Annotated in this window: 13 protein-coding genes; 2 read left to right on the forward strand and 11 right to left on the reverse strand. The window is 68.0% G+C overall.

The features are described from left to right. On the forward strand, positions 1-629 hold a 629-nt coding region (locus ACFXC1_RS37910), incomplete at its 5' end, for an IS3 family transposase (RefSeq protein WP_381251596.1). 35 nt (positions 630-664) lie between these two features. Here ACFXC1_RS37910 and ACFXC1_RS37915 read toward each other — a convergent pair. The 8 genes from ACFXC1_RS37915 to ACFXC1_RS37950 form a co-directional block, all read right to left on the reverse strand. Next, positions 665-1,354, reverse strand: coding sequence for a type 1 glutamine amidotransferase domain-containing protein (locus ACFXC1_RS37915; protein ID WP_381251598.1), 690 nt, complete (start codon positions 1,352-1,354; stop codon positions 665-667). Positions 1,355-1,442: 88 nt separating this feature from the next. Then, a complete protein-coding gene (locus ACFXC1_RS37920; RefSeq protein ID WP_381251600.1) occupies positions 1,443-2,036 on the reverse strand; it encodes a TetR/AcrR family transcriptional regulator in 594 nt (197 codons plus the stop codon). Positions 2,037-2,147: 111 nt separating this feature from the next. After that, entirely contained in the window at positions 2,148-2,312 is a 165-nt protein-coding gene (locus ACFXC1_RS37925; RefSeq protein WP_381251602.1) for a hypothetical protein, read from the reverse strand. A gap of 19 nt (positions 2,313-2,331) precedes the next feature. Continuing rightward, positions 2,332-2,505 (reverse strand): hypothetical protein, encoded by a 174-nt coding sequence (locus ACFXC1_RS37930; protein ID WP_381251604.1) that lies wholly within the window; start codon positions 2,503-2,505, stop codon positions 2,332-2,334. Positions 2,506-2,702: 197 nt separating this feature from the next. Further along, a complete protein-coding gene (locus ACFXC1_RS37935; RefSeq protein WP_381251605.1) occupies positions 2,703-3,254 on the reverse strand; it encodes a TetR/AcrR family transcriptional regulator in 552 nt (183 codons plus the stop codon). A gap of 610 nt (positions 3,255-3,864) precedes the next feature. After that, complete coding sequence (locus ACFXC1_RS37940) at positions 3,865-4,671, reverse strand: GH12 family glycosyl hydrolase domain-containing protein (protein WP_381251607.1); 807 nt, start codon at positions 4,669-4,671, stop codon at positions 3,865-3,867. Positions 4,672-4,682: 11 nt separating this feature from the next. Further along, entirely contained in the window at positions 4,683-5,498 is an 816-nt protein-coding gene (locus ACFXC1_RS37945) for a pectate lyase (RefSeq protein WP_381251609.1), read from the reverse strand. A 941-nt stretch (positions 5,499-6,439) separates the two neighbouring features. Beyond that, a complete protein-coding gene (locus ACFXC1_RS37950) occupies positions 6,440-7,732 on the reverse strand; it encodes a cellulase-like family protein (RefSeq protein WP_381251611.1) in 1,293 nt (430 codons plus the stop codon). A 159-nt stretch (positions 7,733-7,891) separates the two neighbouring features. Here ACFXC1_RS37950 and ACFXC1_RS37955 point away from each other — a divergent pair, with 159 nt between their 5' ends. Continuing rightward, positions 7,892-9,937 (forward strand): glycoside hydrolase family 2 protein, encoded by a 2,046-nt coding sequence (locus ACFXC1_RS37955; RefSeq protein ID WP_381251612.1) that lies wholly within the window; start codon positions 7,892-7,894, stop codon positions 9,935-9,937. A gap of 77 nt (positions 9,938-10,014) precedes the next feature. Here ACFXC1_RS37955 and ACFXC1_RS37960 read toward each other — a convergent pair whose 3' ends face one another. From ACFXC1_RS37960 to ACFXC1_RS37970, 3 genes are all read right to left on the reverse strand, one after another. Further along, positions 10,015-12,057: a beta-galactosidase gene (locus ACFXC1_RS37960; RefSeq protein WP_381251614.1), complete on the reverse strand. Its 2,043-nt coding sequence runs from the start codon at positions 12,055-12,057 to the stop codon at positions 10,015-10,017. 455 nt (positions 12,058-12,512) lie between these two features. Next, positions 12,513-13,442: a carbohydrate ABC transporter permease gene (locus ACFXC1_RS37965; RefSeq protein WP_381251616.1), complete on the reverse strand. Its 930-nt coding sequence runs from the start codon at positions 13,440-13,442 to the stop codon at positions 12,513-12,515. Beyond that, a complete protein-coding gene (locus ACFXC1_RS37970; RefSeq protein WP_381251618.1) occupies positions 13,439-14,344 on the reverse strand; it encodes a carbohydrate ABC transporter permease in 906 nt (301 codons plus the stop codon). The genes ACFXC1_RS37965 and ACFXC1_RS37970 overlap by 4 nt, the downstream gene beginning before the upstream one ends. Positions 14,345-14,395: the final 51 nt, after the last annotated feature.

Below are 14,395 nucleotides of genomic sequence, written 5' to 3' on the forward strand. Positions count from 1 at the left end.
TCGCGCGGGTCATGCGGGAACGGCAGATCGCCGGGATAACGCGCCGGAAACCAAGGTCGCTGACGAAACCGGATCGCACGGCGCCACCGGCCCCCGACCTCATTCAGCGGGATTTCACCGCGCCGATGCCGGGCCTGAAGCTCGTCGGCGACATCACGTGCCTGCCCACAGCCGAGGGATGGCTGTACCTGGCCACGGTGATCGACCTGTGCACGCGTGAAGTCGTGGGCTGGTCAATGGCCGACCACATGCGCACCCAGCTGGTCGATGACGCCATTCGCATGGCCCACGCCGGCGGGCATACGGCCGGTAACGCGATTTTCCATACCGACCGCGGATCGCAATATACGTCTCGTCAATTCCGGGAAACACTGGTGGAGTTGGACGTCCGGCAGAGTACAGGCCGAACCGGCTCGTGCTTCGACAATGCGGCTGCGGAGAGCTTCTTCGCCGTACTCAAGTCCGAGATCGGCACCACGGCTTGGCCGACCCGGATGCAGGCCCGGCAGGACGTATTCGGATGGATCGCGCAGTATTACAACCGAGAGCGGATCCACTCGACCATCGGCTACCTCACCCCGCACCAGGCACGGACCCGCTATCGGCAACGCCTCGACCTCGCGGCATAAAACGGAAGTGTCGGACCTCAGGGGGTCACTTCAACTCACACGCCGCCCTTGTTGACCAACTCGATCAGGGCGTCGGCTGCGGGAGCCGAGGAAGCCGGGTTCTGCCCGGTGATCAGCAGACCGTCCTGCAGGACGTAGGGCTGCCAGTCGCCGGTCTTGGAGTAGAGGCCACCGAGCTTGGTGAGTTCGTCCTCGACCAGGAAGGGGACGACGTCGGTGAGCTGGACGGCCTCCTCCTCGGAGTTGGCGAATCCGGTCACCTTCTTGCCCGAGACCAGCGGGGTGCCGTCCTCGTTGACGGTGTGGCGCAGGGCGCCGGGTGCGTGGCACACGAGTCCCACCGGCTTGCCGGAGCGGAGAGTGGTTTCGATCAGCCGCGCGGAGACGGTGTCCTCGGCCAGGTCCCACAGCGGCCCGTGTCCGCCGGGGTAGAAGACCGTGTCGAAGTCGCCGGCCGAGACCGCGTCGAGGCGCACGGTGTTGGCCAGTGCGTTGGTCGCCTCGGGGTCGGCCTCGAAGCGCCGGGTGTCGTCGGTCTGGGAGTCGGGTTCGTTGCTCTTGGGGTCCAGCGGCGGCTGTCCGCCCTTCGGGGAGGCGAGGGTGATCTCCCAGCCGGCCTCCTTGAAGCGGTAGTACGGAGCCGCCAGTTCCTCCAGCCAGAACCCGGTCTTGTGGCCGGTGTTTCCCAGCTCGTCGTGCGAGGTGAGGACGATCAGAACCTTCATGACACACTCCTTGTGTGATTAGACCAGTCTACTAGTGACGCTGAAACTGGTGTCCCCATGACCGGACCGGGCATGAGGCGCGAGCCGTCTACAGGTGCAGAAGCCTGCGGGTTGTCGCTGTGACGGTGTCGAGCGGAGACAGACTACGGTGGATCTTGGCCATGACGCTGGCGCCGAGCCACATGTCGTACAGGGCCTGTGCGACATCGCGGGCTTCTCCGTCGACCGAGAGGGAGCCGTCCTCCAGGCCGCTGGCGATCGTCCGCTCGATGCGGTCGACGACGGCGCTCGTGCCTTCCTTCAGGGCCAGGCGCATCGACTCGGACAAGTCCGCGACCTCGGCGCCGAGTTTCACGGCCAGGCACTTGCCCTGGCAGTCCTCAATGCTCTGCGTCTCCCGCCACTGCTGCCAGTAGGCCATCAGCCGCTCGGCCGACGACTGGCCGGAGCGGGCGAGGATACCGTCCATATCTGTGAGGTAGTCCGCGAAGTAGCTCTTCAGGATCGCTTCGCCAAAGGCGTCCTTCGAGGCGAAGTAGTGATAAAAGGACCCCTTCGGTACGCCGGCCTCCGCGAGCACCTCATTGATACCGACAGCCGAGTAACCCTTGCGAGCCATGATCCGCTGGGCGGTGTCGAGGATGATCCGACGGGTGTCCGTGGTGCGCGTGGCGACTGGCATGCAAGAACCGTAACACCAGAGTAGACCAGTCGTCTAGAAGTTCACGGCCGGGCGTTCGATCTGAAGGGTGGGCGCGTACACGGCCAGGCCTCGCTCCTGTGTCGGTGGCACTCAGGCCGGGCGCAGCGGGAGGGAGTTGAAGACGTGGTCCGCCCAGATGTGGAGGTGGTTTCGGCCGGGGGTACAGCCCTGTTCGGTGTCGCACTCGGGCAGGCCGGGGTTGCCGGTGTCGGCGAACGCCGCCCACTCGGAGCGCACCCATTGCGGCAGGGGCACCGCGTCGGCGGGCGGTCGCTCACCTGATCGGGAGGGCGCTGAGGGCTGCGCTCAGGCTGCCGAAGACCAGGCCGAAGTCCAGCCCGGGCAGGCGCCGGATGCGCCGTTCATCGCCGGGGCCGGCCAGGTCAGCCGGTGAGGTAGGACCGGCGTCCGGCTGGGCGGCGCGTTCGGCCGGGTGCAGGCTGGGCACGCGCCTCCCCGGGCGGGACGAGCCGCGAATACGGATGCCATCGGTGTGGCAGATCCCGAAGAGGGTGGCCTTCACCGCAATCGCGCCGGGCCGGGATCATCCGTTTTCACCTACCGACGTGGAAGACATGTCACCGACTGAAGCGAGCGGTCGTGCTGCTCGGCATCGAGCAGTGCGAGGGCGTTGTGGATGCCCTGTTAGAGGAGTTGGTCGGCGAGTCGCCGGTCGGTCAGGGCACGGGAGAGTTGCAGGGTCCCGGCCATCATGCCGAGGAGGCTGAGTGACTTCAGACGTGCCGACGGCGGGTCATGGGGTGCCAGGCGGGCAGTGAAGCCGTCGATGAGGATCAGAGCGCTGTCTGTGTACGCCTGCCTGGTGGGATCCGTGGAGCGTCCGATCTCGTCGAGCAGGGCGGCGTTGAGGCAGCCGTCAACGACGTTGTCGCGCTGCTCGGTGGAGAAGTACCAGCGAATCAGCTGTTCGAGTCCGGCACGGCCGGGTGCCGCCTGCGCGACGATGTTCTCGTGCTGTGCGCACATCTGGTCGGCGACTGCGGTGGCGACCAGTTCGTCCTTGGACGCGAAGTGGGCGCAGAAGGTGCCGTTGGTCAGCCACGCGTCCTTTATGAGCGTGGCGACTCCGGAGCCGTCGATGCCGTCCCGCTTGAGGCGACGACCGGCCGTCTCGACGATCCGCTGCCTTGTCTTCTGTTTGTGTTCTTTCGTGTACCGCACGAGGCGTTCCTCCATCGCAGCCGGGGGCTTGTGCTCCGGATACCGCCCTGGTCGAGTCAGTGTGCCGCGTGGGCAAGGAGACCAGCGAAGTTGATCCTCGCTGTCTGGAGTTTCGGGTCGTGGGGCTCGGGGACCCCGCCGTCGGTGACCTACAGCCGGTCGCCGCGGACCGCGATGGCAGAGGGCTAGGCGAGACCGTCCGCGCCTGTGAGGACGGGCTTGCAGATGCCGTTCGGGTAGATCACAACGACCCTGTCCCGGCCGTTGTTCGAGGAGGAGCCGTTCCGCGCCGCGAAGACCACGTCGGACCAAGGGGCCAGGAAGCCGAGGTTGTCGATGTTCGGCAGGCCGCCCGTGCCCAGGTGGAGGGGGCCGGCCGTGCCAGTGCTCGTGACCGGTACCGGCAGCAGGGTTCCCTTGTCGACAGCGTCGCCGTATCACCTTCCCGGGGTGCGCGACCCGTGGTCGGCTCCACACTCCTGTTGCTGCCGGGACGGTCCCCTTCGCTGCGCCGGTGCTGAGCGGCACCGGCGTGGTCGTGCCGGATGTCGACGGCCGGGGGGGTGTCGTGTGGATTGCCTGTGGGTCTGAGGCGGTCCGCACGACACCCCTGGATACAGTCGGTTCAGCCCACGCTCACCGAGTACGAGCTGCTGCTCAGCTTGCCCTTCCCGCGGAAGACTTCGGTGCCGGCCTCGACGCTGGTCAGATATGCGGTGTTGGCCAGCAGCCGGCGTTGGACCAGGGCGTTGGCCATGGCGGTGATGTCGGTGGTTGCCGAGTTGGTGTTGGCGGCGCGGACGTAGGAGTAGACGTTCCAGCTGCTGACCACCTTGCCCGCCTGGTCCTTGTTGACGATCTTCCCGACGTACAGGTCCCAGGCCGTGCCGCCGACGGTGACCCGCTCGCGTTTCGTGCCCAACGGGCCCGCTCCGCCTTGGCGGTTGAGCCAGATCATCATCTCGTCGTGGGGCTGGTCCTGCCAGGTCGGGTTGGACTTCTGGTGGAACCAGACGTCGTAGGAGACGTTCATGACGGACGGGGTGTTCTGGGTGATGCCGAAGGCCCAGTTGGAGGTGAGCTTGCGGCGGCTGTTGAGCTGGACGGGCAGTTTTGTGGTGGTGTCCTTCCAGCCCCAGTGCCAGCCGAGCACGATGCTGCCGTATGCCTTGACGCCGGTCGGGTTGCCGCCCGACCAGTCGAAGGACGTCTCCCAGTTGACCTTGCCGCCCCGGTAGGAGTTGAGCCAGGTGCACTGCTTGCCGGTGGCGCCGCTGGCGCCCCAGACGTTGTTGTTGAGGTAGTACGGGGAGGCCTTGACGGTGTTGAAGGCGGTGCAGTTGTCGGCGGCCTGTGCGGTGGAGGGGGCGAGCAGGAACGGAGCGGCGAGGGCTGCTGCCACCGACGCGGTGAGTGCCTTGAGGGTGAACATCGGTGGCGCTCCTACTTGTAGGTGATGTCGGAGGTTTTGTAGATGCAGTTGCGGCCGTCGGGTCCGGATCCGACCTTCGCGGGTTCGCCCGAGGTGACGCCGCGGAACTTCTGGCAGACGACGATCTTGCGCGCCGGGTCGCCCTGGATCGTGATGCGAGAGAGGCGGGCGGTGTCGCCGTACGGTGTGGAGTTGATGCCGACGATGTCGAGGCCGGGGGACTTCACGGTGACGTTGTCGAGGACGACATGGCGCTGGTACTGCGTTTTGCAGTTGCCGCAGGAGCGGTAGAGCTTGCCGAAGTTGTCGACCTTGAAGTTCCTGATGACGAAGGTGCCGGGGCCGTTCTGCTGGAACACCTTGTCGGCGGCCTTGCGGGCGCCGCCGCCGTCGATCGTCATGGTCTGGTTCGCGGCGGTGCCCTTGAAGGTGGCGGCGTCCTCGCCGACGTCCTCCCACCAGACGTTCTTCAGCGTGCAGGTGCCCCGGCAGTGGATGCCGTCGGCGGCGGGGGAGCCGATGATGACGTTCGAGACGGTGGCCTTGTCGGCGAGTTCCAGGATCGGTGGCTGGTTCTCGGCCTGGTCCCCGCCGGCGAGTGCGCCGGTGCCGACGAAGCGGGTGAAGTCGAAGTCGCGGCTGCCGGTGACCTTGATGGTGGCGCGTACTTGCTGGACGCGCTTGGCAGCCGGCCAGTCGGCGGCAGGGCGGGCGGAGTCGCTGGTGCCCGGGCGGTCGGCCGCCGCGACGGTGCTGGTGACCGATGGGATCACTACCGCGGCCGTGAGGACAGCAAGCGGCATGAGGATGCGTTTTCTGCTCTGCATAGTTGGATCGTTGACAGAGACCTGGCTACGGCGCGCGCGGTGTCGACCGAACGTATGGCCGTAACCCTCCAACGGGTGTCCCGGCGCTGTACTGCCGACGTGACCGAGACATTGCCGGACTCTCCTGGGCCGAGTGCCCGTTAACTAGCCGTATGCCGCTGTCATTATGCGGAACACTGTCGATTCCGCACCTGACCAGCCATGCTTCGTCGCCTTTTCCCGGACGGCAGCGTGGGTGGCGCACATGGGATTCCTTCAGTCGATCCAGCTGTGTCTGCCGGCGGAAGCAGCCCTGACGGGCCCGGTGCGGCGCGAAGTGTGCACGTGTCGTCGAGTAGCGTCACACTGCGGCCTTGCGGGCGGTTCCCTTCGGTGTGCCATCCAGTTGAGACGCCCCGGCGTTGGGTGGCCGAAGGACCACGAGCGCCAGCGGCACACCGTGGGGCCAGGGACGTGCACGCTGGTGCTCGTCCCGCCGCTTGAGCGTTCGGGTGCGTGCTTTGGCGGTCTTGTCGAAGCCGACTGCCCCCTTCGGCGGCTTCAGCGGCGAGTTGGTGGCGCGGACAACGGCGATGGAGTCGCGGGAGTGGGCTCCAGCAGGCGCCGTTGTCGACGTACGTCTGCTGCGTTGTTGACACGTTCTGCGAGCCAAGGCACCAACTTAGGTGGCGCCCGAGCCCGTTCGTATGAGACGGACGATGGCGCGGTGGCCGCAGAGGACGCCGGGACGTCGGGCGCCCCGGGGACGGCGCAGGGCCGGAGCGTGTGGCCGACAAGGCGACACCAAGTGCCGGGGGCAGTGTCGGCGGCGGCGAAGATGCCCGACGTACGGCCGGAAGCCAGGGTCAGCCATGCTTCTCCTGGCCGCCGGCTCGTGTGCTGCCTGGTCCTTGGGACGGCACGGTCTGCCGGCCGCACTCCGGGCCGCCCCGGGATCGCGTTCAGCCTGCTGTGACACGGGAGTTGACCCGCCGCATCCAGTCCCGGTCCGTGTGCCACATCGGGTGGTGCGGGGCCGCGTTGGAGGTGAGGACGACGCCCTGGAAGCCTGCGGCGAGGCAGCGGTCGACGACGAACTCCGCGATGTCCTTGCCGACGGCGTCCTCCTCGAAACGGGTCAGGAGCGGGGTGTATCCGACGACGCTTTCACCGAGGACGGCGGGGATGCCGCGCAGGCGGGCGAACTCGGCGACGGAGTCGACCCACCCGGCCAAGGTCTCCCGCATCGCCTGCCGGTGTGCCGGATAGTTCTCGTAGAGCCACAGGTCCCAGCGGTCGGGGTCGACCCAGTCGTGCGCGTAGAACAGTTCGCGTGGGATGCCGGTGGCGGCCAGGCGCCAGGGTTCGTCCGGCTGGTAGTCGGCGAAGGCGGGCGCGTCGGGGCGCAGCATGGCGGCCAGTGCGGGGGTCGGCCACGTGGTGGTCTCAGGCGCCGCTTCGGTGCCGTGACCGAGTCCCACCGCCTCGTACAGCGCGCCGAGCACGCCGTAGACGTAGAAGTGGAAGTGCGCGATCTGCGCCTGCTCGGGCAGGTCGTCGAGCTCGGCGGGCCAGGGCTCGCCCAGCGAGTAGGTCACGGGGATGTCGGGGCGGCGGGCCCGCAGCAGTTTGACGGCGCGTTCGAGGGGGCCGCGCAGCCGGGCGTAGTGGCCTGCGGTGCCGTCGGCCGGTACGAGGGAGCAGTTGTCGACCTCGTTGTGCACCTCGACGTAGGCGACGCGGTCGAGAAGCCCGCGCTGGTCGACGAAGTCCAGCAGGTCTGCGAGTGATTCGGCCACGGCCTCGGCGCGGTCCGGGCCGGGCACTTCGGCCAGGGCGCGGTGCCACGTATCGGTGTCGGCGAAGCTGGGGGACTGCTGGTACTCCCACGAGGACACGATCACCTTGCAGTCGTGCCGGGCGGCTGCCTCGAACAGCTCGACGAGCCGTCGGCGGCCGTCCAGCGGATAGCCGCCGCGCACGTTGTACCAGCGGGTGCGCTGCCCGAACTGCTCGCCCAGACCGCGGACTTGGAGAGATTCCGGGGAGTCGACGCGTCCGGAGAACAGCAGGAAAGGCATGGCGCAGATCCGCACGGTGTTGAAGCCCCGCTCCACCGTCTCGGCGAAGGCGCGGTCGAGGTCGGCGAAGGGTTCGCCGGGTCCCGCCTGTGTGTACCAGCTGAAGTCCCACAGGGTGATGGCCAGGCGGCGCGTGGGTTCGAGCGTGGTGGCTTGCTGCGATTCGGTGGTCATGGGGTCACCCGTCGTTCGTGTGCGGAAGGGCGCCGTCGGCGGCTCGGCAGCACCACGCTAGCTCAATTCATTATTTATGAATAATCCTTGACGACGGTGGCGGGCTTGTCCAGGCTGTGGGGCGGACGAACACGTACGTGCCTGAAGGAGCCGCCCGTCATGACCGAATCCATCCATCCGTCCCGGCGCACCGTCGTCACGGCACTCGGCGCCGCCGCCGTCGTCGCCCTGCCGGCCTGGCCGGCGACGGCGCGAGCGGCAGACGGTACGGCCGTGGCCGCCGCGAACGGCCCGGTGCTCGACACCCACCCGGCCACCGAGCCCTCCGGCACCCATGTACGGGATGTCGGCGGGACCAACGTCGTCTTCCAGTACGGCGCAGTGCTGCCGGCCTTCGACGGCTGGCGCACCCACGAGTCCACGCGTGACTACCTGTCCCTGGACAAGCGGTGGCGCTTCCGCTTCGACCCCGAGGACCGGGGGCTCGAAGAAGGCTGGGAGTCACCGCGCCTCGACGACAGGGCGTGGGGCCGTATCGACGTCCCGGCTGCCTGGGACCTGCTGGACACGCCGGACTTCGGGTCGGAGACCGCCCCCTTCGGTCAGGGCACGGCGTTCAGCGACGGCTACGCCTGGTACCGGACCACCGTCGACGTACCCGAGTCCTGGCGCGCCCGACATGTGCGCATCGCCTTCCTGGCCGCCGGCTACAGCGCCGAGGTCTGGGTCGACGGCACGCACCTCGGCAAGCACGAAGGCGCCAACTCGCCCTTCGCGCTGCCGGTTTCGGGGGCGCTGCGGCCCGGAACGCGGCAGACGATCGCCGTCCGGGTCTTCCGCCGGGCGAGCTACACGGACTACACGGCCTCGACTCCGCAGCCGGTCACCGACGAGTACGAGGTGCCGTACAAGCCCGTCGACTACTGGCCCTACGCGGGGCTGACCCGCTCGGCCTGGATCGAGGCGGTCCCGCAGGTCACCATCGCCAAGCTGCTCGTCGCCGCAGCGAACGGGCGCCTTGAGGCGCACGCGGTCGTCGAGAACCACGGGACCTCCGACTTCGACGGCCGGCTCACGCTGGATCCCGGCCGGGACAGCGGCGGCCGGCCCACCGTCGTCGCGGCCCGGATCGCCGCCCGGTCGGCAGGCGTCGTACGGGTCGTACTCCGCGTACCCGGCGCCCCGCGATGGAGCCCGGCCTCGCCGCACACGCTCACCGCCCGCGCCACCCTGACCGCCGGGCACCACGCCAGCGCGAGGGTGGACACCCTGTCCACCGTGTACGGCATGCGCGAACTGACTGTCGGCGACGCGGAGTTGAAGCTGAACGGCAAGCCCGTCTTCCTCAAGGGGCTCAACTGGCACGAGGAGACGGCCGCGCACGGCAGGGCGATGACACCGGCCGAGTACGACCGCGAACTGGGCCACGTCACGACACTGGGCGCCAACTTCATCCGCAACTGCGTCTACAACCGCCACCCCTACGTCTACGACTGGGCGGACGAGCACGGCGTGCTGGTGATGGACGACATCGACACCATGTGGCTCAACACCGCGCAGGAGAAGCTCCAGACCGAGCGCTACGGCCTCGCCCGTGCCCTGGCCCTGACGATGGCGTGGAACCAGCACAACCACCCCTCGGTGATCCTCTGGGGACTCCAGAACGAGTCGGAGATCGACGCCCAGGGTGCCCCGGTCTACCGGGCCTGGCTCGCCGACCTCAAGGCGGCCGTGAAGGCGGTCGACCTCACCGCCCGACCCGTGACCTGGGCGTCCAACACCAGCAACGATCCCGCCTTCGACCTCGCGGACGTGATCGGGTTCAACGAGTACTTCGGTTACTTCTACGGCAAGGACGCCGACCTCGGCCCCACGCTGGACGCCGTGCACGCGAAGTACCCCGACAAGCCGATCCTGATCACGGAGAACGGCACCTGGTCCGTGGCCGGCACCCACGGCCCCGGCACCACGCAGGGCACCGAGGAATGGCAGGCGGCGAGCTTCACCGCGCACTGGGCGCAGGCGGCCGCGCGCAGGTTCGTCGCCGGTTTCACCTACTGGGTTCTCAAGGACTACAAGGAGCGGGCCGGCTACAACCAGGCCTACAACGGCATTTCAGTGATGGGTCTGCTCACGTTCGCCGAGGAGCGGCCCAAGCTCGTCTACGACGCGTTCCGCACGGCCGCGCGTCCGAAGGGCCGGTGACCCTGCGGAACGGGGGCCGGTGAGAAGGGGAGGGGCGAACTGCCCCTCCCCTTTGTGTTGGCGGCTTGTTCGGCCTTTTACGGCTCGGTGGTCAGTACGGCTACTCCGGCTACGGGCAGCGTGATGCGGTCGATGGACGTTCTCCCTGGGGACAGGGCGTCGGTCATCGGCTCGGGGAGCCCGATCTCGACCTCCTCCTGACCGTGGTTCAGCAGGAAGGCGAAGCGTCCGCCGTCGCCCTCGCGCACGGTCGCCTGGACGTGCTCGGGAAGCCCGGGGAGCACGGGGGCCACGGCCGCCGTACGGCACACGTCGTCCGTCAGGGACCGCATGGCCTCCGGTCCGAGACGCGTGGCGACATACCAGGCATGTCCCTCGCCGAAGGAGTGCCGGGTGACGGCCGGCTGCCCTGCAAGATGTCCGGAGTCGAACTCGGCCACCGTCTGGGCGCCTTCGGGAATGAGGGACTCCGACCACAGGTCGGCGCGGCCGACCGTGCCGTCCGCGTGCCGGACGTCGACCGTCTCCTTCTCCGCCAGCGGCCAGAACTCCTCGACCCGCAGGCCCAGTACGTCGCGCAGTGGGGCCGGGTATCCGCCCAGGTGCACCCGGTCGCAGTCGTCGACTATGCCGGAGAAGAACGACATCAACAGGTGGCCTCCGCCGCGTACGAACTCGGTGAGGCGTTCGGCGTCCCGTTCCTTCAGCAGGTACAGGTTGGGCGCGACGACGAGGCGGTAGCCGGACAGGTCCCGGTCCGGGGGGACGACGTCACAGGCGATTCCGGCCTCGAACAGGGGCCGGTAGTGGGCGAGCGCGATGTCCATCTGGCTGAGCGCGGTGGACGGGTGCGAGTCCAGTTCCAGGGCCCACCAGCTGTTCCAGTCCAGTACCAGGGCGACCTCGGCGGTCGAGCGGGTGCCGGCGATCTGTGGCACGGAGGCCAACTCCCGCCCCAGCTCGCGCACTTCGCGGAAGGTGCGGGTGTCGGTGCCGCCGTGCGGAACCATTGCCGAGTGGTACTTCTCGGCGCCGCCCCGGGACTGGCGCCACTGGAAGTACAGCACCGCGTCCGCACCTTGGGCCACAGCCTGCCAGCTCCACAGCCGCATCCGGCCCGGCGGCTTGGGCCCGTTGCGCTCACGCCAGTTGACCGCGCTGGGCGCCTGCTCCATCAGCATCCACGGCTGTCCCGCGCGGGCGGAGCGGGTGACGTCGAAGATGAACCCCGCCGCGACACGTGTGTCCTCGTCGTGCGGGTCCTGGTAGACGTCGACCGAGACGACGTCCTCCTCGGCGGCCCACCGGAAGGCGTCGACGGGCTTGTGGACGCCGATGAAGTTCGTTGTGACGGGAACGTCGGGGGTGATCCGCCGCAGGACCTCCTTCTCCGCCAGGTAGCACTGCAACAGCGCGTCGTCGGAGAAGCGGGCGAAGTCCAACTGCTGGGCGGGGTTGGGGAAGGTCGGTGCAAGCCGTGGCGGCAGCACCTCGTCGAAGGTGTCGTAGTGCTGTGCCCAGAAGGCCGTCGACCAGGCGTCGTTGAGGGTTTCGACGTCGCCGTAGCGGTCGGACAGCCAGCGCCGGAAGTCGGCCGCCGACTCGTCGCACCAGCACTGTGGGGTGTGGCAGCCGTACTCGTTGCCGATGTGCCACATCTCCAGCGCGGGGTGGTCGGCGTACCGGGTGGCCAGTCGCTCGACCAGGCGGGTGGCGTGCTCACGGTAGACGGGGCTGGAGGGGCAGTAGTGCTGGCGTCCGCCGGGCCACATGCGGCGGCCGTCGGCGGTCTCGGGGAGGATCTCGGGGTGCAGTCGGGACAGCCAAGGTGGCGGGGACGCCGTCATGGTGGCCAGGCATACGGCCACGCCGACCCCGGCGAGGTTGTCCATGACCCGGTCGAACCAGGTGAAGTCGTACTCGCCGGGCCTTGGTTCCACCTTGGCCCAGGAGAAGATCCCGGCCGTGACCATGGAGACGCCGGCCTCCTTCATCAGCGCGACGTCCTCGGCCCACACCTCCTCCGGCCACTGCTCAGGGTTGTAGTCGCCGCCGAAGGCGATCCCGGCCGGGCGCAGACGCCGTCGGTTGCCGATCGGTACTGAGGGTGCTTGGTACATGCCGGTCAGTCTTGAAGCGCCATCGCCGGGCAGTCAAGATGTATTCATAATTAATTGAAACATCTGCGGCGAGGTGAGTGCGGGAGGGGAGAGGTGCGTGATGACGGAATGCCGCAGGACGACGGGGTGCGTGGCGGTGGTCGTGGTCACGGACATGGGCGACGTAGCGGCGAGGCGGTCGCAGCCGGCATCCAGGGAGCGCGGCGCTGCCAGGGTCCTGCTGCGGCTTGGCGCCGACGCGTGGCATGGGACGACCCTGGTCTGCGTCGGCGACGGCTGCACAGGCAGCCTCGTCGAGTACGGCCGTGCGCCGTGCGAAGTCGCGCAACGCCAACGCCAGTGCGAGCACCCGTCCGTGGTCATTCAAGGGTGGCGACCATCGACATCGGCGCGAGCCGGGAGTGGGACGGCGACTTGGTCCGTCGTGAGGGACAGGACCGCTCGGTCCGGCGGCGTCAGCCCTTTACGCTGCCCTCGGTCAGACCGCTGCGCCAGAAGCGCTGCAGGGCGACCATGGCGATCATCAGTGGGACTACGGAGACGAAGGCACCTCCGACGGTCAGTTGGTAGAGCTGTGGTTGGCGGTCGGCGAAGGACTGCCACGAGGTCAGACCGAGGGTGATGGGATACAGCTTGGAGTCGGAGAGCATGACCAGTGGCAGGAAGTAGTTGTTCCAGATGCCGACGAACTGGAAGAGGAAGATCGTCACCAGGGCGGGGGTCATGATGCGCAGAGCGACGACCGTGAAGATGCGGATCTCTCCTGCGCCGTCGATGCGGGCTGCCTCCAACAGCTCGTCCGGTATGGATGCCGCGGCATAGATCCGGCACAGGTACACGCCGAAGGGACTGACGAAGCTCGGCAGCAGTACGGCCCAGTAGGTGTTGGCCAGGCCTGCCTTGCTGAACAGCAGGTACATGGGCAGCGCCAGTGCCGTGGCGGGGATCAGGACGCCGCCCAGCACGATGTTGAAGATGGTGTCGCGGCCGGTGAAGGAGAACTTGGCCAGTGCGTAGCCGGACATCGCGGCCAGTAGTGTCGCCACGCCTGCGCCGACGCCCGCGTAGAGCAGGCTGTTGGCGGCCCAGCGCAGGTAGATCGCGTGGTCGTAGGTGATCACTTGGTGCAGGTTGCTCAGGAACTGGGGATGGGAGAACCACAGTCCGAAGCTGCCGAACAGGTTGCCGGTGGACTTGGTCGAGGCCACGGCTAGCCAGTACACCGGGAGCAGGAAGTACCCGGCGGCCGCTACGAGAAGGCCGGTGACGAGGATGCGACTGCGCGTGGTGACCCCGGTGATGCCGCCGCGCGGCGCCGTGCTGTCGTCGGATGCCGGCGACTCGGCCCTCAGCGGGACTTCGCGGGCCGGTGTCTGGAGACTCACGCGTCCTCACCTCTCCTGTTGATCAGCCGCAGGAACCCGAAGGAGAGCGCGAACGCGGCGAGGGCGAGCAACACTGCTTCGGCGGCGGCGAGGTGGTAGTTGTCGTTGGTGAACGCCTCGTTGTAGGCGCTGAGGTTGGGGGTGTAGGCGCTGTCGATGCTCGATGAGACGGGCTTGAGCACCAGCGGTTCCGCGAACAGTTGCAGCGTGCCGATGATGGTGAAGACCGTGGTGAGGATCAGCGCCGGGCGCAGCAGCGGCAGTTTGACGTGTCGGACCGTCGCCCAGGCGCTGGCGCCGTCGATGCGGGCGGCCTCGTACAACTCCGCGGGGATGGTGCGCAACTGGGCGACGAGAACCAGGACGTTGTAGCCGGCGAACTCCCAGGTGACGATGTTCGCGATGGACCACAGGACCGTGTTTCCGCCCAAGAGGTCGACCGACACGCCCAGGTGGCGCATGCCGTCCACGAGAGGGCTGACTCCCGGAACGTACAGGAAGCCCCAGAGGATGGACGCGATGACTCCTGGTACGCCGTAGGGCAGGAAGAAGGCGGCGCGGAAGAACCGCACGCCTCTGGCCGAGGCACTGTCCAGCAACAGCGCGAGTCCGGCGGACAACGCGACCATCACCGGCACCTGGACGGCCGCGAACAGCAGTACGCGGCCGATGCTGCGCACAAAGGTGTGGTCGGACAACGCGTCGGAGTAGTTGCGCAGCCCTACGAAGGCGGTGTGGCTGCCGCCGAGCCCCAGGGCTCCGGTGTGCTCGACATCCATGACGCTCTGGTAGACGGCGTAGCCGATGGGGACGGCGAAGGTCAGGAGGAACAGAAGGAGGAATGGCGCGACGAAGGCGACGGGCACCAGGTTTCTGCGGCGGCGGGGCGCTCGGGTGGACATCAGGATTCTTTCTGGAGTCCGGAGGGGAGAACGGCGGCGGCCGTGTCGCGC

This window comes from Streptomyces hokutonensis (assembly GCF_042751305.1).
In the GTDB taxonomy this organism is placed as follows: Bacteria; Actinomycetota; Actinomycetes; order Streptomycetales; family Streptomycetaceae; genus Streptomyces; species Streptomyces hokutonensis_A.

Bases quoted from the DNA above. Each gene is read 5' to 3' on its own strand.
- ACFXC1_RS37950 (WP_381251611.1), bottom strand. From the start codon at position 7,732: ATGACCACCGAATCGCAGCAAGCCACCACGCTCGAACCCACGCGCCGC.
- ACFXC1_RS37920 (WP_381251600.1), bottom strand. From the start codon at position 2,036: ATGCCAGTCGCCACGCGCACCACGGACACCCGTCGGATCATCCTCGAC.
- ACFXC1_RS37935 (WP_381251605.1), bottom strand. From the start codon at position 3,254: ATGGAGGAACGCCTCGTGCGGTACACGAAAGAACACAAACAGAAGACA.
- ACFXC1_RS37945 (WP_381251609.1), bottom strand. From the start codon at position 5,498: ATGCAGAGCAGAAAACGCATCCTCATGCCGCTTGCTGTCCTCACGGCC.
- ACFXC1_RS37960 (WP_381251614.1), bottom strand. From the start codon at position 12,057: ATGTACCAAGCACCCTCAGTACCGATCGGCAACCGACGGCGTCTGCGC.
- ACFXC1_RS37970 (WP_381251618.1), bottom strand. From the start codon at position 14,344: ATGTCCACCCGAGCGCCCCGCCGCCGCAGAAACCTGGTGCCCGTCGCC.
- ACFXC1_RS37915 (WP_381251598.1), bottom strand. From the start codon at position 1,354: ATGAAGGTTCTGATCGTCCTCACCTCGCACGACGAGCTGGGAAACACC.
- ACFXC1_RS37955 (WP_381251612.1), top strand. From the start codon at position 7,892: ATGACCGAATCCATCCATCCGTCCCGGCGCACCGTCGTCACGGCACTC.
- ACFXC1_RS37940 (WP_381251607.1), bottom strand. From the start codon at position 4,671: ATGTTCACCCTCAAGGCACTCACCGCGTCGGTGGCAGCAGCCCTCGCC.